The 21,925-nt window shown below is 50.6% G+C and carries 12 protein-coding genes; all 12 read left to right on the forward strand.

The genetic code is table 11. From position 1 onward, the window contains the following. Positions 1-1,545 (forward strand): T9SS response regulator signal transducer PorX, encoded by a 1,545-nt coding sequence (porX, locus tag ADH68_RS08165; protein ID WP_068961239.1) that lies wholly within the window; start codon positions 1-3, stop codon positions 1,543-1,545. A 23-nt stretch (positions 1,546-1,568) separates the two neighbouring features. Beyond that, entirely contained in the window at positions 1,569-2,006 is a 438-nt protein-coding gene (gene tsaE / locus ADH68_RS08170; RefSeq protein ID WP_068961238.1) for a tRNA (adenosine(37)-N6)-threonylcarbamoyltransferase complex ATPase subunit type 1 TsaE, read from the forward strand. A gap of 61 nt (positions 2,007-2,067) precedes the next feature. Continuing rightward, a complete protein-coding gene (locus ADH68_RS08175) occupies positions 2,068-2,295 on the forward strand; it encodes an immunity 17 family protein (RefSeq protein ID WP_068961237.1) in 228 nt (75 codons plus the stop codon). Continuing rightward, positions 2,292-3,029, forward strand: a complete 738-nt coding sequence (locus ADH68_RS08180) for a biotin--[acetyl-CoA-carboxylase] ligase (protein ID WP_068961236.1) — start codon at positions 2,292-2,294, stop codon at positions 3,027-3,029. Before ADH68_RS08175 ends, ADH68_RS08180 begins: the two co-directional genes overlap by 4 nt. Positions 3,030-3,072: 43 nt before the next feature. After that, entirely contained in the window at positions 3,073-4,971 is a 1,899-nt protein-coding gene (locus ADH68_RS08185) for a hypothetical protein (protein ID WP_068961235.1), read from the forward strand. Between the two features lie 154 nt (positions 4,972-5,125). Next, complete coding sequence (locus ADH68_RS08190) at positions 5,126-7,156, forward strand: alpha amylase C-terminal domain-containing protein (protein WP_068961234.1); 2,031 nt, start codon at positions 5,126-5,128, stop codon at positions 7,154-7,156. Between the two features lie 390 nt (positions 7,157-7,546). Next, positions 7,547-9,721 (forward strand): M6 family metalloprotease domain-containing protein, encoded by a 2,175-nt coding sequence (locus ADH68_RS08195; protein WP_084274078.1) that lies wholly within the window; start codon positions 7,547-7,549, stop codon positions 9,719-9,721. 102 nt (positions 9,722-9,823) lie between these two features. Beyond that, entirely contained in the window at positions 9,824-15,991 is a 6,168-nt protein-coding gene (locus tag ADH68_RS08200) for a hypothetical protein (protein WP_068961232.1), read from the forward strand. A gap of 208 nt (positions 15,992-16,199) precedes the next feature. Then, complete coding sequence (gene metG / locus ADH68_RS08205) at positions 16,200-18,245, forward strand: methionine--tRNA ligase (protein ID WP_068961231.1); 2,046 nt, start codon at positions 16,200-16,202, stop codon at positions 18,243-18,245. A 47-nt stretch (positions 18,246-18,292) separates the two neighbouring features. Continuing rightward, the gene (locus ADH68_RS08210; protein ID WP_370015215.1) at positions 18,293-19,330 is read left to right on the forward strand and encodes an asparaginase; all 1,038 of its coding nucleotides are present in this window, start codon (positions 18,293-18,295) and stop codon (positions 19,328-19,330) included. Positions 19,331-19,516: 186 nt separating this feature from the next. Then, positions 19,517-19,789 carry an HU family DNA-binding protein gene (locus ADH68_RS08215; RefSeq protein WP_068961229.1) on the forward strand — a complete coding sequence of 91 codons (273 nt, stop codon included), beginning with the start codon at positions 19,517-19,519 and terminating at the stop codon, positions 19,787-19,789. A 437-nt stretch (positions 19,790-20,226) separates the two neighbouring features. Further along, complete coding sequence (locus ADH68_RS08220) at positions 20,227-21,849, forward strand: Rne/Rng family ribonuclease (RefSeq protein WP_068961228.1); 1,623 nt, start codon at positions 20,227-20,229, stop codon at positions 21,847-21,849. Positions 21,850-21,925 lie beyond the last annotated feature (76 nt).

A 21,925-nucleotide genomic window follows, 5' to 3' on the forward strand; every position in this document is an offset into this window, starting at 1 on the left:
ATGCCAAACTCCATACTTTGGGCTGACGACGAGATTGATCTTCTGAAGCCACATATACTTTTCCTGAAAAGCAAGGGTTATGATGTAACCACTGTCAATAATGGCCGCGACGCGCTTGAGCTTGTCGGGCAGCATCCGTTCGACCTGATTATTCTTGACGAGAACATGCCCGGCCTTACCGGCCTTGAGACACTGATGCTCATAAAGCAGTCGGCTCCACATGTGCCGGTGATAATGATTACCAAGAGCGAAGAGGAAAATATCATGAATCAGGCTATCGGAAGCAAGATATCTGACTACCTTATCAAGCCTGTAAACCCTACCCAAATACTCCTGTCGATTAAAAAGAACCTTCACTCCGGACAGCTCGTCACCGAGACTACTGCCACCGGCTACCGCCAGCAGTTTGCCGAGCTGTCGCAGCTCATAGGCGCCTGCCGCACCATCGAGGACTGGCACAATCTGTATGGCAAACTTGTGTATTGGGAGATGGAACTTGCTGCAGCTCCCGACAGCGGCATGGAGGAGATGCTCATGATGCAGAAGCGGGAGGCCAATGCGGCCTTCAATAAATTTGTGCGGAAAAACTATGAGTCCTGGCTTACTACCGACAACCATCCGCTCATGAGTCCCGAAATATTCAAGGAGTGTATATTCCCACTTCTTGACAATGGGGAGAAGGTGTTCTTCATATTAATCGACAATTTCCGTCTTGACCAGTGGCGCACAATCAAGCCTCTGCTTGCTGATATATTTAACTTCGATGAACGGCTGTATACCTCTATTCTGCCAACCGCTACCCAATATGCTCGCAATGCCATTTTCTCAGGCCTCATGCCTTTGCAGATAGCCAAGATGTTTCCCGGATTGTGGGTTGACGAAGACAGCGAGGAAGGCAAGAATCTCAATGAGTCGCCGTTGATAGCCACGCAGTTTGAGAGATACCGCCGTAAGGTGAAATTTTCCTACAACAAGGTAAATGATTCCACCGGCAACGAGCGTCTGCTCAGAGAGTTCTCCAATCTTGCCCTTAACAATCTCAATGTGGTGGTGTTGAATTTTATCGACATGCTGTCGCATGCCCGCACTGAGTCGAAGATGATACGCGAGCTTGCCACCAACAATGCCGCATACAGGTCGCTGACCGAGACGTGGTTTCGCCACTCGTCGGCTCTCGATCTCTTCCGCAGGATTGCCGAGGCGGGCTACCGAATTGTTCTCACCACCGACCACGGGACCATACGTGTCGACAATCCTATAAAGGTGATTGGAGACAAAAACACCAATACCAACCTGCGATACAAAGTAGGAAAGAACCTGAATTACAATCCACGTCAGGTATACGAAATAAAGCGTCCCGACAGATTCGGCCTCCCTTCGCCTAATGTGTCGTCGACATATATATTTGCCGGAGAAGACGATTTCTTCGCATATCCCAACAATTACAATTACTATGTGCAGTACTATACAGGAACATTCCAGCATGGAGGAATCTCGCTTGAGGAGATGGTGGTGCCGCTCATAACTCTTACTCCCAAGAAATAATTATCACTCATAATATCGAAAATATGACCACAACGCTTACCATACCTTCGCTTGACGCTATCGACAGCGTAGCCCGGCAGTTTGTCGACCTTATGGACGACTATACGGTATTTGCCTTCAACGGTGAGATGGGGGCAGGCAAGACTACATTTATCAATGCCCTTTCCCGCGTGCTCGGTGTTGACGAGGACCCCACAAGCTCGCCTTCGTTTGCCATCATCAACGAATACCGCTCGTCGACTACCGCCGAACTGATTTACCACTTCGACCTCTACCGTCTTGAGAATCTCGATGAGGCTTTTGACATTGGTGTCGAGGATTATCTGGATTCCGGCGCCATATGTTTCCTTGAATGGCCCGAACGCATCGCCGACATTCTCCCGGATGATACAGTAAGGGTGGACATTGCCGAGCAGCCCGATGGCTCACGACTGCTTACTGTAACTACCCCCGACGAATAGATTGATTGTGAGCATGTGCCTTATTCCTGCCTGAGCGGGGCAGTTCAGATTATAGCTGATTATGACTATTGAGGTTGCGAAAGCCATGCTGGTATGTATATTCGCTGCGATGGGCGTGTTTTCCATCGCGGCGGGCGTATCCGGCTGGCCATGGTTTTACAACAGCATCAATGCCCGCGTACTGACCGGACGCATGCGGCGCATCCATGCACGTATATTCTATATAATTGTCGGCCTGGTGATAATCGCCATGGCCGCATATCTGTTTTTACAGCCGATAGATTCATGACATCATCCATAGCGCGCCTGATTGCTCTTGACTCAGTGAATTCCACAAGTTCCTACCTTGCCGGGATAGCGGAGACCATGCCCCACGGGACGGTTGTGTCGGCTTACGCCCAGACCGCCGGACGGGGACAGCGTGGCAACTCCTGGGAGTCCGAGCCGGGTGCCAATCTTACATTCTCGATGCTGTTGCGCCCCGACGGCATCCGTGCCGCCGAGCAGTTCAGCCTTTCGGAGGCTGTGGCTCTCGGCATCGCCTCCGCACTCCGTCATTATCTCCCCGACACGGCAGTGTGTATAAAATGGCCCAACGACATATATGCCGCCGACCGCAAGATATGCGGTATTCTTATCGAGAATTCTTTGCTCGGTAGCTGTATACGTCATAGTATAGCCGGGATAGGCATTAATGTCAACCAGACCGTATGGCGTAGCGACGCCCCCAATCCGGTGTCAATGGCGCAGATTGCAGGTCATGGTTTTGACCGTGATGAGGTGCTGGAGCGTGTATGCCGGGAAATCATGCATGAACTCTCTCTACCGTCTGCTCCACGCCATGACCGTTACATGCAGTCGCTGTGGGGGCGTTACGGCCTTACCTACCGCGATACGGCGACAGGCGAGATTTTCCGTGCCTCTATCCGTAGTATCGCACCTGACGGCATGATGACTCTCGCACCTCTTGACGGGGCGCCGGAGCGTGTGTATGCCTTTAAGGAAGTGGCGGTAATAATATGATATATAAGAGTCGGGAATCAAATATTTTCGTTATCTTTGCGATATGCCATCAATAATAAAACCATATACGCTGCTCGCGGCGCTTGTAGCACTCAACGCCTCGGGACAGTCACTTTCAAAAGAGATTACCGTAGATAAGGATGTCGTGCCGCAGGAGCGCGAGGCATCACGTATGGTGCTCACCCCCAAACTTGTGCTACCGGCCATCCAGCAGAAGTCGCTGAGATGGTCCGACCGCGGTGTTGCCGCGCCTGTGTCGCCCACAGTGGCTACACTCCCCCCGGCGGCATATGCTTCTTCAATAACTCCATCGCCTTACCGTGGATACGTAATGGCCGGATATTTCCCTGCATTCCAGCTTGGAGTATCGGCCGGGTATAAACTTATTAAGACCGACAACTCCGATCTCAACGTCTGGATGCAATATGACGGTAGTTCGGTAAAGCGCAAGGCCCCGTTCAACAGCGGAAAGAAAATAGGCTATTATTTGCCTGACAAAGGCAAGACAACATATAATACCCAGGATGTTGGTGTCGGCGTTGGCGGTTCGCATACCTTTGCGGGTGTCGGTACGCTGTCGGGCCGTGTGGCATATGACTTGTCGTCGTTCAACTTGCCTACATTAATCAGCAAGGGCTTTAACCAGAATATCAACCGGTTTGATATAGACCTTGGATGGCAGGCGCAGACTGGTGCATTTGACTATTCGGTAAATCTGGGCTATGATTACTTCCATCTTTCAAAGGTGAAGGAGGAGTCTATCATTACTTTTGACGGAAATAGAGAATTGGCATCATTGATTGATCTTTCATCAAGAAATGAAAAAACACTGTCGGTATCATTTTCCGGCCGGTATGCTATCAGTGAATTCTGGCATGTAGGAGCGGATATCGATTTCACGGATACCGACCGTTCCGCTGGTGAAAACATATTTGAAGTAGCGAGTGGAACGTGGCCGGATGATTCTGAAAATTTCAATGGCCCATATATCAGCCATGAAGGCTTTAAATATGGATTAGATGACGTTGGATACAATATCACAGAGATGCACCCGTATCTGCGTTGGAAAAACGACAATCTTATCGTGAATGCCGGTGTTGGAATACAGATTGCCGGAGGAGACTGTGGAAGCAACCGTGTGAGACCCGATTTGCGTGTTGACTGGACTCCATCCGCTTCATTCGCAATATGGGGCCAGCTTAATGACCGTCGGGTCAATATGCAGACACTCGGAGACCTCTACGACCGCAACCGATATGTCGGACGAGATTGTAACGCTGGGCCGATGTTGGATAAGTTGCATGTAGAGGGTGGTATTATAATAGGTCCATTTGCCGGAGCTTCCATTGAGCTGTGGGGTAGTTATGGGCGTGTCAGTTCCTATTATACCCCGGCCGTCATTAGCCTGCCCCAAGGCAATGTCGGTTCATTAAACAGCGGTGTCAGCGAGTCGCCGTTTTCTCCATACTTTACCATAGGCCAGTATATGGTCATAGATGATTTTACCGATATGTCCTACGGGGCTGCGTTCAACTACGATTATCGCGACATAGCATCGCTGCGTGTAAGCTGGGAGGGTGCTCCGCAGGAGTTTGACAGAGGTAATATCAACTCATTGGACCGTGCCCGTTCGGTGTTTGCTGCTACTCTTGGTGTACATCCCATAAATCCTCTTGATATATCATTAGGCTATACTGTACGCTCGGGCCGTTGCCTGTATGGTATAAAGCCGGATTATCCCGGCTTGTTTAACCCATTTGAATATAGGAAATATTCACTCGGCACAGCAGCATCGCTCGACCTTTGCGCCACTTGGCGCTTCAGTGACAGATTTAATGTATGGGGCACTGTCGAAAATCTGCTCAACCGCGACTGGCAAATCGTATACGGCATACCTAACAAAGGTGTAACGGGTCTGGTCGGTGTGTCATATCGCTTTTAAGATGCCTGAATGCCATACAATATATTTGTCAGTCTCAGGCGCTTTCCTATCACAAACCATCCGTTACAGAGGTTTGTTGTATCTTCCGGGTCAATGCATTATGCGTTGATTAAGTAAATCATAAATAAAACACAATATTCAATATAAAATCACCATGGGACAACTTGCCATCATTAAAAACGACCCCTGGCTCGAGCCTTACGCCGCAGCCATCGAAGGGCGCCATCAGGATGCAATCAACAAGGAGAAGGAACTCACCGCCGGCTCCGGCTCGCTGAAGGCTTTTGCTAACGCCTACAACTATTTCGGCCTTCATCGTACCGACAGCGGATGGGTGTTCCGCGAATGGGCTCCACACGCCACATCCATCAACCTAATCGGCGACTTCTCAAAATGGAAAGTCATGCGCAAGTATGCCCTGCGTCGTATAGCGGCCTCCGACGGCGTCTGGGAGATAAAGCTCCCTGCCACAGCCTTGCGCGACGGAGATCTGTACAAAATGTATGTCTGCTGGGAAGGCGGAGGCGGCGAGCGTATTCCTGCCTATGCCAACAGGGTGGTCCAGGATGAGCAGACACACATATTCTCTGCCCAGGTATGGTGTCCGGAGAAACTCTACAAATGGAAAGTAAAGAGATTCGCGCCCGATACCAAACCGCTTCTGATATACGAATGCCACATAGGCATGTCGCAAGAGCGCGAAGGAGTAGGCACATATAATGAGTTCCGCGAAAACGTTCTGCCTCGTGTTGCCGCCGACGGCTACAACGCCATACAGATAATGGCCATACAGGAGCATCCTTACTACGGTTCGTTCGGCTATCATGTAAGTTCTTTCTATGCTCCATCCTCACGCTTTGGAACTCCCGAGGAACTTAAGGCACTTATTGATGCCGCTCATGAGAAGGGTATTGCAGTAATCATGGATATTGTGCATTCTCATGCTGTAAAGAATGAGGTGGAGGGATTGGGACGTCTTGACGGCTCCCCTGACCTTTACTTCTATGGCGACCACCGTCGCGAACATTCCGCATGGGATTCGCTATGTTTCGATTATGGCAAAAATCAGGTGCTCCACTTCCTGCTCTCCAATTGTAAATATTGGCTTGAGGAGTTCCGCTTCGATGGTTTCCGCTTCGACGGAGTAACCTCGATGCTGTATTATGACCACGGTCTCGGCAAGGCTTTCGGCTCGTATTCCGACTATTACGACGGCAACGAGGACACCAATGCGATTGTATATCTTACCCTTGCCAACAAACTTATCCATGAAGTAAACCGTCGTGCCATCACTATTGCTGAAGAGATGAGCGGAATGCCCGGACTTGCTTATCCTATAAAGGGTGGCGGCATCGGATTCGATTATCGCATGGCCATGGGTATTCCGGATTACTGGATTAAGATACTTAAAGAAAAGAAGGATGAGGACTGGCATCCGACATCAATCTATTGGGAACTCACCAACCGCCGTCCCGACGAAAAGACAATATCATATGTTGAAAGCCATGACCAGGCTCTGGTAGGCGACAAGACTGTAATATTCCGCCTTATCGATGATCAGATGTACTGGCATATGACCAAAGGCGACGACAATGCGGCGGTAAACCGTGGCATTGCTCTGCACAAGATGACACGTCTCGTCACCCTCGCTACAATCAATGGCGGATATCTCAATTTCATGGGCAATGAGTTCGGTCATCCCGAATGGATTGATTTCCCGCGCGAAGGTAATGGCTGGAGCTATAAGTATGCACGCCGCCAGTGGGATCTTGTCGACCGCAAGGAGCTGCGCTACTGTGAGCTCAACGCATTTGACAACGCCATGGTGCAGCTTGTCGGTGATGTATATGATTTCCAGGCACTACCTGTCGAGAAACTATGGGAAAAGGATGATGACCAGGTGCTGGCATTCAAGCGCGGCGACCTTGTGTTTGTGTTCAACTGGGCTCCGTTCAAGTCGTATGACGGCTATGGATTCCTTGCTCCCGAAGGGGAATATGAGGTAATCCTATCATCCGACAACAAGGATTTCGGAGGCTTCGGCAATATTGATGAGGGTGTACATCATTTCACCCAGCCCGATCCGCTCTATGCACCCGACCATAAAGGCTGGCTCAAACTTTATCTGCCGGCACGCACATGTCAGGTACTCAGGCTTCACCGACAGAAATCCGACAACATATAGTATAATAGCGTAGATTCTGCGTAAATAACGTGACGGCATACCGGAATGCTCCGGTATGCCGTCACGTTATTTACGCAGAATCTTGTTTTAGGATTATTAAGCATCGATTATATGAAAATGACCGTATAAACCGGTAGCATTTTGCCAGAAACAGATGTGCTTGGATTAGATTCAGAGTAGATATTTCTTTATTTATTAGTAAAATATGGATGTATGATTGGAAAAATGTCAGATTCGTCGTTTTTTAGTTAAAATAAATTACTCTTAATGAAATTTTATTAACTTTGCAAATGGTACATATTTACATATCTAACAGTCGAGATTTATTTTGATGTTATATGCTCCATGTCAATTTTAAGTCTGGTGCGTTGATAAAATGACAATCTGTATATGAATAAAATTTTACAATCTGTTTTTACCGGAGCTGTGTTCATGGCTATGTCAGTGCCTGCATATGCTGTCATGGCAGATTCTTCTCCCCGTACTGTTACTTTGCCTGACGGGAATACGGTGACACTTGTGCTTCATGGCGATGAATACTTCAATTATACAACTACCGCAGAAGGCAACACGGTAGTGTTCAATACCGACAATGGCGTATGGGAGTATGCACGCGTCAGTCCTGTCGACGGAAGCCTTGTGCCTACCGGCGAGCGGGCCGTAGACGGACTCCGGTCTCTTACAGGAGTGAAGAATCTCAAGCCGGCAATAAATCCCGTGCGGCAGAATGCCGACAATATAATGCGGGTACATAAAGCGCCTGCCAGATATGATTACAGTAAATTCCGGGGGCTGGTGATACTTGTAGAGTATAATGACGCGCCATTTTCACGCCAGGATATCTATGATATTGTCAATGATATGGTCAACAAGCGTGACTATGACGGGTATATGTCAAACACTCTCATTCCGTCGAAGGTGGAATGTACCGGCTCGGTGCGAGATTATTATTATGAAAACTCCAACGGCAAGTTTGACCCTCAGTTTGATGTGGTAGGGCCGGTGCAGATAAATTATTCCCAGCATTATGCCAATCAGAGCGCCGGAGCCCAGACTCTTGTCAGCGCTGCTCTTCGTGCCGCCGATGAGCAGGTGGACTACACATTGTATGATACCGACGGCAACCGCCAGGTCGACATGGTCTACTTTATTTTCTCCGGAGGAGGCTCGAATCATTCCGGAAACGATGCCACTTTGCTTTGGCCACATGCATCCACAGTCATGAATCTCTCGCTCGACGGCGTATCGTTCGGACGCTATGCCTGCTCTACCGAACTTTACGGCGCTCCTGCCAATAAGCAGCTCGATGGTATCGGCACGATATGCCATGAGTTCAGCCATGTGCTCGGTTTGCCCGACCTCTACGATGTCGACTACGAGACCGGCGGCCAGGCGATTCATCCGCAGCGGTGGTCGATAATGGCTTCCGGCTCTTATCTAAATATGAGTCGTACTCCATGCGGATACTCGTTGTTTGAGCGTTATGCTCTCGGATTCACATCCCCTCGGCAGATAACTTCGCCGGGCACATACACTCTGTCTCCGCTTACCGAAGGCGACAACCCCGACGGATGTCGCATCAATTCCGCTGTGGATAATGAATACTTTCTGCTTGAGCACAGGAAGAAAGTGCGTTGGGATGAATACCTCCCCGGCGAGGGGATGCTTGTTCACCGGGTGGATTCGACCAATACCTCAGTATGGGAGAACAACAAGGTGAATGCTTCGCCGACACATACATATTATAGCCTGTTGCGCGCCACACCGAAGGTCAGCTCTAAAGGTGCAGTTACAGACAGCGACGGCGATCCGTTCCCCGGCAGCGGCAATGTGACGTCAATAACCAATGCCACCACTCCGTCCATCCGTTCGTGGACTATGGTATCGTCGCCTTTGGTTGTGGAGGATATTGCATATGATGACGACGGAAATATCTCGTTTACGGTCAGTGTGGATGATACTCCGACTCTTGTCGAGGATTTTGCCACGATGGAATCCACCGATGATGACATTGACAATGTCCGGGGACGTTTCACTACATGGAGTCTTACCTCCGGCGCCAGGATACAGATTGCTGACGACGGCACCGGTTATGCCACTACTGTAAAGGGGAGCGTTATTGTATGTAATCCTTTTGAAGGAGAGGTAGAGACCTGCACGATAACGATTGATAACCCTACGTCGCAGAATGCCGTGTTCCGGTTCTATTATTCCAATGACGGCGGAACAAAGTGGGTAATCCTCAACACAATCTCAGGTACATCCAATCCAACTGTTGCCAAAGGCGCTACGGCTACGCTTAATTTCAGTGTTCCGGTGGCCTCCGGCGCATCATATAAGCTGACTCAGATTAGCGGCAATGCCTCGGCGCCATGCCGGATACAGGAGATTGCCTTCGGATTGCAGCCCGGCTCGTCGGCAATCGAGAGTGTGCTCTCTGACTTCTGCTCCGACGGAGAGGCAGAGTGGTATACTCTGGAGGGTATGCGCATAGCAGAGCACGCAGGGCGTCATGGAATTTTTATTGTAAGACAAGGAGCCAAGACCCTGAAAGTAGTAAGATAAATACCGGATTGGCCAGGTTATTGTCGCCGTCGGTGTAATAGAGGACATCGGTAGCGTCTCCGGCCAATTATTCCTACAATATCCTCAGTCATATTCACATCTATGAAGAATTTTGCTTCATTAATTCTGGTCGCCGGCGCGCTCATAGGCAATTGCGGCATGGGACAGGCTCAGCTGCCTGCCTCTGCCGAGGCCTTGAACAATGAGCCATTTGTGGCATCCGCCTCTTCAGGAGCGGTAGCCTCTGCGAGCGACTTCCGGCTTGAGACTGCGCCACGGGTTGCGCTATCTGTCGGTTCCGGCGAGCTTGTTGCCCGAAGTGCCCGTAACACACTGCGCGCAGCCTCACGCGTGGCTACATCCGCAGAAAGTGTCAGCGGGTACTATGTGGGCAAGTACTCAACCCTTACGTCAAGCAGTTTTGACGGAGGGTCTACTATGCAGATTGTGCCTGACACCGAAGGCGATTCTGTCACAATCAAATCTTTCTGGAGCGGGTGTGATGTGCGTGCGCATCTTGATGCCGCCACCGGCTCTATTTCCGTTCCGCGCCAGTATATTACCAATGACGCCAGCTATGGAACGCTTGATATTGCGGTAATCAATACCAATGGCACCCCCGACTACAGCAGTCAGATAACCGGAACTGTTGCTGCCGACGGTTCTATCGACTTTTCTGAGGCATGGTGGGGAATATTCGTTCAGACTGGCACCAACAAGGATAAGTTTGTCGCTGCATATTACAATCTTGTCCTTTCCCGGCCAACCGGTCAGTTCACCTATAAGAACTCTGCCGGAAATGCTGTGGGATATTATGTGTTGATAAAGCAGACAAGCAAAAATATGCTTACTGTCAGCAATATATTCAACCGCGGATATGACATCGAGATTGAACTCAAACGCAACCGCACCGCTGAAATCAACGGCCAGACCGCTTTTATCAATGGAAGCGGAGCGTGGACTATGATTCGCTGTGTGGAATTTAACGAAGCGGGTAATCTCACCAAATACAGCAATATAATAGAGACCCCGGCCGCTGCCGACGACAATAATACAACATTGTCGTGGACCGACTGGTCGCTGCTGTGTGCCGCCGCCAGCTCATATGCGGGCAAACTGACCGATGCCGAGTTGACTGCATTCACGCCGTTCAGCTATCCTTCGCTTTCCGTTAGTGAGTTTGAGGGAGATGGCACTGAAGAAAGTCCCTATCTTATCAAGTCGCTCGACCATCTTATCTTGCTGGCCGATAAGGTCAACAACGACACAGAGTATGTGGGGGCCTACTATAATAACCAGTATACACGTACATACCTCGGCAAATATTTCGCCCTTGCCAACGATATCGACATGGCCGGCTATCGCTTCGAGCCTATCGGTTCGACATGGTCGCAGCGTTTTGCCGGTGTGTTTGACGGTCGCGGACATAAAATTAAGGGGCTTACAGTCAATGGAGCCTCGAAATATTATGCCGGACTCTTCGGCATGGCTGATACTGTAAGCGTGTTCAAAAACGTGATACTTGAAAATCCTACGGTCAGCGCTGACTACTACAATGCCGGCTCTATTGTGGCCTGGACATTAGGCTCGGTTGAGAATATCACCGTATATAATCCCGAGGTATCCACTCTGCGTGTGGTTGCCGCCGGTGTGGCCGGTATCGTAAGCGGTTCAATCAGCAACTGCCATGTCGAGGGTGGAATCATCGAAGGCGGCGGTTATGTCGGCGGTGTAGCCGGTGAGGTGCACGGCGGCATGCGCAACTGTTCGGCCACAGGCACACAGGTGTTCATGACCGGCTCGGGCAATCCCGGCGGTGGCGTTGTCGGCAACCTGATTACAGGCGATGGCGAGAATCTCGCATTCAGCGGTCTGATAAGATATAAAAATACCGACGGTCAGCAGTATCTCGGCGGTGTTGCCGGTATGGTACAGGTGGGTACTCTGCGCAGTTCTTTCTCGGCAGGCATGGTGGTCGGCTACAGCAATGAATCGTGTGTAGGTGGTGTCACTGGTCTGCTCACCGGCAAACTGGTCGACTGCTACTCTTCCGGATTCGTTCACTGCTATTCGCGTATCACAGGCGGTATCGTCGGCCAGATTCAACTCGGCTCCAACAAGATTTCGCCGGAGGTGCGCAACTGTTACACTTCCGCTACTGTAGAATGTGAGACATATCAGTACAACCGCGAGAACTGCAATGAGGTAATCGGCAAGATTATCGACGGTAGCAATCCTGTGCTTGAAAATATATATTACGACAGTCAGGTGACCAATTTCTACTCCACACGTTTCGGAGCCCTGACAAGTGATCTTACTTCGGCTTCCGGTCCCAAGGGATTCTCGGCCGACGTATGGAACTTTACTCAAGGAGCATATCCTCGTATCAAGGCTACTGCCGATTCGCAGGCTGCTATGTACAGTGCCTCGGCCGTAGATATGATTCCCTCCGACAATTTCAAGAAACTGTCTAACAACACTCCCATTACAGCGCTCGGCAATACACAGTTCAAATTCCTCAAGCAGGGACGCCTCTACGATGACGGCTATTATGCTTCCATCAAGGACGGTATGATTGTTATCGGCGAGGAGTTCGGTGTCGACACCCTTTATGTAGTCAACGGTACCTCGCAGACCTACCATTATGTCAACATCGCTCCCATACCCTTCGAAGGCGACGGTACAGTCGAATCTCCGTTTATCATAAAGAGCAAGGACGACCTTGTGGCCATGTCGTTGGCTACTACCGTGAAACGTCAGACATTCCCCGGAATGTACTTTGAGCTTGCCGGTGACATCGATATGGAGTATGACACGGCATTCCTTGGCATCAACGCCGACAATTCCGCCGGCTCGGCCTCGATAGCTTTCCAGGGCGTATTCGACGGAAAGGGTCATACAATAAACCGTCTGGTAATTCCCGACCGGCTTGTATGGACTACTCCAATCCAGGACGGCAAGCCCGGCACGCTTAATGCAAGTCAGTGTAAGGGCATATCGGGCCTGTTCGGACGTGTGGGTGTCGATGGCATAATCCGCAACGTCACCATCGGAGCCGACTCACGTCTTGAGATGTATGCTACATGTGGCGCTCTCGTGGGCCAGCTTGACGGCCGCGTGGAGAACTGCCGCAACTATGCCGATGTAATCGGCTACTCATGCTGGGTAGGTGGTATCGTAGGCCAGATGAACAAGGGCAGTGTGGTCAAGGACTGCTACAATGCAGGAAATATCACAACCAGCTACGCTAATGTCGGAGGTATTTCCGGTACTACCGGAGGAACAATCGAGAACTGTGTCAACACCGGCGATGTTCGTGCCACTCTGCTTGTCACCAACTACAGCAAGCAGCTGCAGCGTGCCGGTGGCATCTCAGGCGGTTCCAACGGAGGCTCGTTTATCAACTGTGTGAACTATGGCAATGTGTCGGCCGACCTTAACAATGCCGGCGGCATATGCGGTTCGCTCGAAGGCACCAGCACAGCCGGCTCGGGCAAGGACGACCTCACACGTTGCTTCAGCTTCGGCAATGTATATTGCGGCAACAAGGCTACTCTTGGAGCTATTACAGGCCTGAAGGGTACAAAAGATATAGCAGGCGTATACTACGATGTGCAGATGATTGGTCTGAAGGCCGGTGCTAACAGCGATATGGAGAATGTAACCCCGATGGAGACCTCGGCTCTCGTTTCCGGTGAGACAATCGAGGGCTTCGATACTGCCGAATGGGACTTTGCCGCCGGTATGTATCCTGCCTTCAGAATGTTTGCCGATGAGGTGAAGGTGAAAGCAGCAAGAAAGGTATATGCTCTTATCCCGGACGGACAGACTGTAGGCAATCTTACTGTAGCGTCCACCCTGTCGGACGGTGCCGAATGGAGTCTTGCCGACGGTAAGGTATTCTCAATCGAGGGCAACCGGCTTATTGCTCCCGCCAAGGTGGAATCGGTAGTATCCGACACCCTTGTTGCTTTAAACGAGGCCGGAGTACGTCGTGCCATCCTTCTTACTGCCAAACCATCCAATCCGCTCACCGGAAAGGGCACAGAGGAATCCCCCTTCCTTATCAACAATACCGATGACTGGAATTCACTCGTGAAGTATATGGACGGAGCGGGCGATGGTCTGGAAAATCAGTTTGTTAAGATTACTGCCGACCTTGATTTCACCGAGACTGCAATCAGCCGGATGGCAGCCGACGGAGTGACTACCCTCCTCGGTACAATCGACGGTGACGAACACGAACTGAAGGGCCTGTCGCTTAAGGCTACTGCCAACAATGCCTGCGCTATATTCGGCACAATAAGCGCCGGAGCTGTTGTCAAGAATATAGTAGTAAGTGGTGAAGCAAGCGGAGCTTATACATATGTGGCTCCTGTCGTAGATAAACTCTACGGTACCCTCCGCAATGTTAAGAGCAATGTTGCTGTCACCACTACCAAGGCCAACTGTGCCGGTGTAGCCGGAAATGCATACGATGGCGCACTGTTCGACAACGTAGTGTTTGCCGGTTCAATTACCAGCGCCCAGAACATGATCGGTGGTATTGTAGCCACTACCCAGAGCACCGGTCGCGTTACATTCAATGAATGTGCCTTCACCGGTACGATTTCACAGACAGCCACATATACAAAGGCCACTGCCGTGACAGTGGGCGGTCTGGTAGCCACATGCGGCCCGTCGACATTCTCAGGCTGCTATAGCGACGGCGAAATCAACATCGCTGACACCGAATATTCAGCCAATGTTGCCGGTTTCATTGGAAATGCATCGGGCAACAAGGCCGACGGTCTGTATTCATTCACCAAATGCTATAACGCTACTCCGATTACGGCCGGAGGAAAGGTAGCCGGTATTGTTGCCGGCGGACCTACATCGTCAAGCGGAGCGGCCAACTTCCAGTTTGTAATGACCGACTGCTACAATACGGGCGATATCACATCTGCCGCCACAAAGGCTGTAAACTCGTCGTATACCGCAGGACTCATCATGCAGTACACTCCCGGCTCGCAGTTCGTACGCTGCCACAACGAAGGTACAATCATATCAAACAAGAATGTCTATGCCGCAGGTATAGCCGGATATCTGTGCGGAACACCCGGTTCTACATCGACCCCCGCTACAGTCGAATTTACCGACTGCTATAACGAAGGTCTTATCGTGGCCGACGGAAACCAGGGTGGCGGTATTACCGGCTACGTAAGCGGTGCCGTGACCATGACAGGATGCTACAACACGGGCGATATCGAGGGCAACCAGATGCTTGGCGGTATTACATCCGCGTTTGCCGGAACCGGGCCGAAGCTCCTCAACTGCTACAACACAGGCAATATCACTGCAAAAGCACAGCGTGCCGGTGGTCTCATTGCATGGGGAGCCCCGACCAATGGAGTTGTCGAGGGTTGCTGGAACACAGGATATATATCTTCGACAAGCGAGGAGCAGGCCACAAAGGTTACAAGCTCTAATGAAATCGGAGGCCTCGCCGGCAGCAATGCGGCAAGTTTCATCAACTGCTACAATTCCGGTACTGTCGAAGGACTCTCGCGTGTAGGCGGTCTTGTCGGCAACACTACCAAGGGTAAGACCTCGTTTACCAACTGCTACAATGCAGGCAAGATTATAGCTCCCGCCGATTCTTGCGGCTCGATTGTGGGCATAAGTGTCAACAACGACAAGCAGTGGGCTGAGGGCAACGTTATGACCGACTGCTATTACATCGACACCAACAGCTGTGACAACGACGCCGATGCATCGGCAAAGGCTGTCTCTGTAGCCGCACTTGCCGCACTCGACCTCGGCGCAGGATTTGATTCTGTCGACGACTACACATTCCCCGTAGTCAAGGGCTTCGCCGATAATGATGTGGCAATGCTTAATGCAGCGCAGATTGTGTTCGGCGGCAATGACACTGCCGAAAGTGTCACCGGTCCGTTCCATGTCGGAGGCACTCCCGTCGTAGCCTGGTCGAGCGACTGTTCCGTTCTTTCATTCAATGAGAGCGTCGCATCGTTTACCGCTGCATTCGCCGGAAAGATTCGCATTACCGCTACTGCCGGAGAGCACTCCAAGGAGTATGAGATACAGGTAAGCGCAACCTCCGGTATCGACGGTGTCGACACCGATGGTCTTGAAGTAATCGACTCACGCTATTTCAACGCCGCAGGTATCGAGGTAGCAGAGCCGAGCACTTCCGACGGCAATGTATATGTAGTAGTGCGCACCTTCAGCGACGGCACAGTCAAAGTAGAGAAGGTAGCCATGAAGTAATACCACACACACTATCCAATCCATAGTCATGGCGGTGTTTCCTCGGGATACACCGCCATGACTCATTTTTATCAATATTTTTGAGGTACAATAATTTGGTCATTGGCACTGCATGGATGCTTTGGCGTAGGATTCTATGGGGCGGTGGTTTACATTTGTTTTTTAAGCGGGAAATGGCTAATTTTGCACACATAAATATAATTACGCGATGCAAAAGGAATTTAAACGCACACTGATTACTACGGCTCTTCCATATGCCAATGGTCCGGTTCATATCGGACATCTCGCCGGTGTTTATGTACCGGCCGACATTTACGCCCGTTATCTGCGCCTGCGCGGACAGGACGTTGTGATGGTAGGCGGAAGCGACGAGCACGGTGTGCCTATCACTATAAAGGCACGCCGCGAGGGTGTGACTCCACAGGATATCGTTGACCGCTACCACAAGATAATCAAGGACTCGTTTGAGGAGTTGGGTATATCGTTTGATGTATATTCCCGCACCACATCCGAGACACATTCGGCTACTGCGAGCGAATTTTTCCGTCGTCTTTACGACAACGGCCAGTTTGTAGAGCAGACATCACGTCAGCTATACGACCCTGAGGCAAAACAGTTTCTTGCCGACCGCTATGTGACAGGCAAATGTCCTCATTGCGGCAACGAGCGCGCCTATGGCGACCAGTGTGAGGCGTGCGGGACATCCCTAAGCCCGGATGAACTGATTGACCCCAAAAGCGCCATTACCGGAGCTGTGCCCGAACTTCGCGACACCCACCACTGGTATCTTCCGCTTGACCGCTGGGAGGAACGCCTGCGTGAGTGGATTCTTGACGGACACAAGGAGTGGAAGACCAACGTATACGGCCAGTGCAAATCATGGCTCGACCTCGGACTGAAGCCTCGTGCCGTAAGCCGCGACCTCGACTGGGGTATACCTGTGCCCGTGGAGGGCGCCGAAGGTAAGGTGCTATATGTATGGTTTGACGCCCCTATCGGCTATATATCCAACACAAAGGAGATACTGCCCGACACGTGGGAGACATACTGGAAAGACCCCGAGACCCGCATCATCAACTTTATCGGCAAGGACAACATCGTATTCCACTGTATCGTGTTTCCGGCGATGCTTATGGCCTATGGCGACGGATTCCAGCTTCCCGACAATGTTCCGGCCAACGAATTCCTCAATCTTGAGGGTGACAAGATATCGACATCGCGCAACTGGGCTGTATGGCTCCACGAGTATCTGCGCGACTTCCCCGGCAAGCAGGATGTGTTGCGCTATGTGCTTACAGCCAATGCTCCCGAGACAAAGGACAACGACTTTACATGGCGCGACTTCCAGGCCCGCAACAACAGCGAGCTTGTGGCGATACTCGGTAACTTCGTCAACCGCGCCATGGTGCTTACCCATAAATATTTCGATGGCGTGGTGCCCCCCGTACCAGCAGATGTAGATGCCGGACGTGCCGCTCTCGCTCCTGAACTGGAGAAGGCTGCCGCCGACCTTACAGCTGCGCTTGATACATTCCATTTCCGCGATGCCCTCAAGGCCATGATGGAAATCGCGCGTATCGGCAACCGATATCTCCAGGATATGGAGCCGTGGAAGCTCGCCAAAACCGACCTCTCGCTTACCGGTGCCATCCTTAACACCGCTCTGCAGCTTTGCGGAAATATCGCCGTGGCCGCCGAGCCGTTCATGCCCTTTATGAGCAAGCGTCTGCGCGACATGCTCGGTCTTGGTGACATATCCTGGGATATGCTCGGCTCGCTCGACATAGTTGCCGCCGGCTCGCGCCTCGCCACTCCCGAACTACTCTTCGAGAAGATTGAAGACTCTGTAATCGAAGGTCAGATGAAGCGTCTGGAAGATATCAAGGAACAAAACAAAATCAACTCTTGGGAGCCGGCGCCGCAGGCTGCCGATGTCGACTTCGACACATTCATGAAAGCCGATCTGCGCGTGGGCACCGTGCTCGAATGCATTAAGGTGCCTAAGGCCGACAAACTTCTTCAGTTCCTTATCGACGACGGGCGGAAGAAGCGCACCATAGTAAGCGGCATCGCACATTACTACAAGCCCGAGGAGCTTGTCGGCAAGCAAGTGTGCTTTATCGCCAACCTGCCTCCACGCAAACTGCGCGGCATCGTGAGCGAGGACATGATTCTGTCGGCCGAGCAGCCCGACGGCTCTCTGGTGGTAATATCGCCATCGGCACCGACGGCTCCCGGTGCGAAAATCGGATAACCGACTCTGCGCTTAGAAGTTGAAACTCAGCTATCCCAATATATCTCTTGTCTATGCATAAACCGAATATTCTCATCATATATACAGGCGGCACTATCGGCATGATTGAAAATCCGCATACCCATGCGTTGCAGCCGTTTGATTTCGACCATCTGATTGACAATGTCCCGAAAATCAAGATGCTCGACTATACGATAGAGAATATACAGTTTAACCCGCCGATAGATTCATCCGACATGAATCCCGACAGGTGGGTAGAGATGGCTCGCGCGATAGAGGAGAATTTCGACCGCTTCGACGGATTTGTAGTGCTCCACGGCACCGATACTATGGCCTATACTGCATCGGCTCTGTCGTTTATGCTTGAGAATCTCCATAAGCCGGTGATTATCACCGGCTCGCAGCTTCCAATCGGTGAAGTGCGGACCGACGGCGAAGAGAATCTTATCACAGCCCTGCAGATAGCCGCAGCTACCGACGTCAATGGCGAGCCAATGGTGCAGGAGGTGGCTATACTTTTCGAAAACTACCTTTGGAGAGGCAACCGCTCGACCAAGATGAGCGCCGACAACTTCAATGCATTCAAGTCGAACAACTATCCATCGCTCGCAAAGATAGGCCTTGGCATCCATTTCAATGAAGAAGCGCTGATGAGAGCGCGCATCAAGCGCCCTCTCAAGGTGCGCTACGCCATGGACACAGGGGTGATGTTTGTCGACCTGCATCCCGGCATTACCGAAGACATACTCAATTATCTCCTCAATGCTCCTGGGATAAAAGGTATTGTGCTCCGCACGTTCGGAGCCGGCAACGCGCCTACCTCTCCGTGGTTCATTCATGCCATAAAGAGCGCCATTGACCGCGGCATAGTGATACTTAATGTCACGCAGTGTGTCAACGGAGGCGTGCATACCAAGCGGTATGTGGCCGGCGACCGTCTGGCAGCCGCCGGAGTGACTTCGGGCCACGACATGACCTCCGAAGCTGCCATCACCAAGATGATGTATCTCTTCGGTATCGGCCTTTCGGGCGAGGATGTAAGAAAATATCTGGAGTGCAATATCTGCGGAGAGGTCACACTCTGATTATATATCGCATTGTATCTAAGTAGGTGTTTTTGTGCTTTTTATTCAAAAAAATATGGTACATATATCTCCTATGTCAAAAAAAAGTGCGATATTTGCACCTGCAAATGCCCGCAGGGATTTTGTGGGCTTCTAACTATTTGCTACCCAACAACTCAAATCATATTTTCTAAATAATACAAAACAATGACTAAAGCCGACATCGTTAACGAAATATCCAAAAGCACCGGCATTGAGAAGGGCGCTGTACTGGATACCATCGAGAAGTTTATGGAGATCGTGAAGGATTCTCTTGCACATGGCGAGAACGTATACCTCCGTGGCTTCGGCAGCTTTATCGTGAAGGTTCGTTCCGAAAAGACAGCTCGCAACATCTCCAAGAATACCACCATTATTATTCCCGAGCACAAAATTCCGGCTTTCAAGCCTGCAAAAGTGTTCATGAAAGAGGTTAAGTAAATCTCCCTACAAGAGCTATTCCTTTAAATCAACTATATTTATTAACTCCAAAACTGCATCAAGATGCCCAGCGGAAAGAAAAGAAAAGGCCATAAGATGGCCACTCACAAGCGCAAAAAGCGCCTGAGAAAGAATCGCCACAAGAAGAAATAAGCGCGAAGCGGTTCTTTATGAATATACACGAGAGCAAACGCTGCCAAAGCGGCATTCATTATTCCGCCTGGCGCCGTTTGTTCTCTGCGTATATCACGCGTGCGAAATAAAATGAAATGTGCGCGTATCAGAAGGCAGCCCGCCACTCCTGATAGGATTTATTTCTATATGGATTTTTCGGCTCGGGCTGTAGTTCCTGAATCCCTATTACCGGCGGCCGGCGCTGACTCCGCCACCGCGCCACGTTGCCGTCTGTATCTAATCAAGGCGGAGATATTCAGATAATGAAAAGCGAACTCTTCATCGACGTTCAACCATCGGAAGTGTCAATTGCGCTTACCGAGGACAATAGGCTCGTCTCTCTTCAGAAAGAGGCGCGCAACATTGCCTATGCCGTCGGCGATATATATCTGGCAAAGGTAAAAAAACTTATGCCGGGGCTCAACGCTGCGTTTGTCGACGTAGGCTATGATAAAGACGCTTTTCTTCATTACCTTGACCTTGGCTCACAATTCGCCTCTTACTGCGAATTTCTTAAGCAGGCTTTCGACGATAAAAAGCGTGTTCCCTCTCTCTCGAGGATGAAACTGCTCCCCGACATAAACAAGCACGGGTCTGTGACAGACACGCTTGAGAAGGACCAGTTGCTGATGGTCCAGATTGTCAAGGAGCCTATTTCGTCAAAAGGTCCGCGCCTTACCACAGAGATTACTTTCACCGGACGTTTTCTGGTGCTGATACCATTCAGCGACAAGATTTCAATATCGCAGAAAATAAAGACCACCGAGGAAAAGGTGCGTCTGCGTCAGTTGGTGGAGAGTATACGTCCTAAAAATTTCGGAGTAATCGTGCGCACTTCGGCTGAAGGAAAGCGTGTGGCCGAGCTTAATCATGAGCTGAAGACTCTTCTCAAATGTTGGGAGGATACTGTGGCCAATGCACAGCGTTCTACTCCGCCCACTCTCGTTTTCGAGGAAGAGAGCCGTATCGTGTCGATGTTGCGCGACGTGTTCAGTCCGTCGTTTGAGAGCATCTACGTGAACGATGCCGAGACGTTCGGACAGATTTCAAAATATGTAAGTCTGATTGCTCCCGAGCGGCAGGAGATTGTAAAACTCTATGCTAAGGACGAGCCGATTTTCGACCATTTCAACGTAACGAAGCAGATAAAATCATCGTTTGGTAAGACGGTATCGTTTCGCTCCGGCGCATATATTATCATCGAGCACACCGAGGCGCTCCACGTCATTGATGTCAACTCCGGCAATCGCTCCCGTGCTGCAAACGACCAGGAGAGCAATGCTCTTGAGGTAAATCTGCGTGCCGCCGACGAAATCGCGCGCCAGCTACGTCTGCGCGATATGGGCGGTATAATAGTAATCGATTTTATCGATATGAACAAGGCCGAACACCGCCAGGCTCTATACGACCACATGCGCGAGGTAATGGCCAATGACCGTGCCCGCCACAACATACTGCCTCTTAGCAAATTCGGCTTGATGCAAATCACGCGTCAGCGTGTGCGTCCGGCTCTTGATGTCGTTACTGCAGAAAAGTGCCCGTCATGCTTCGGCAAAGGGGAGGTGCAACCCTCGCTGCTGTTTACCGATACACTGAAAGAGAAACTTGAGTATCTTATCAATGATCTTAAGGTCAACAATTTCATTATGTATGTGCACCCTTATGTCGATGCCTATCTTAAGAAGGGACTTGTGTCGTTGTCGCGCAGATGGAAACTTGAACTCGGTGGCAAATTTAAGATAATGCCCGATCAGTCGCTGGCTTACCTGGAGTACCGTGTACTCGACCGCGATAAGAATGTAATCGAACTTGCCGAGGAGAAAGATCTCGAGACATCTTCAACAAAATCAAAAAACAAAGCCAAGGAACGTAACAAAGGAGACTAAGTGTCTGAGTGTTATAATCTATCAAAAAACTACAAATCAGATATGGCATTATCAATCGTCGATTGATAATGCCATA

Source organism: Muribaculum intestinale, assembly GCF_002201515.1.
Classification (GTDB): domain Bacteria; phylum Bacteroidota; class Bacteroidia; order Bacteroidales; family Muribaculaceae; genus Muribaculum; species Muribaculum intestinale.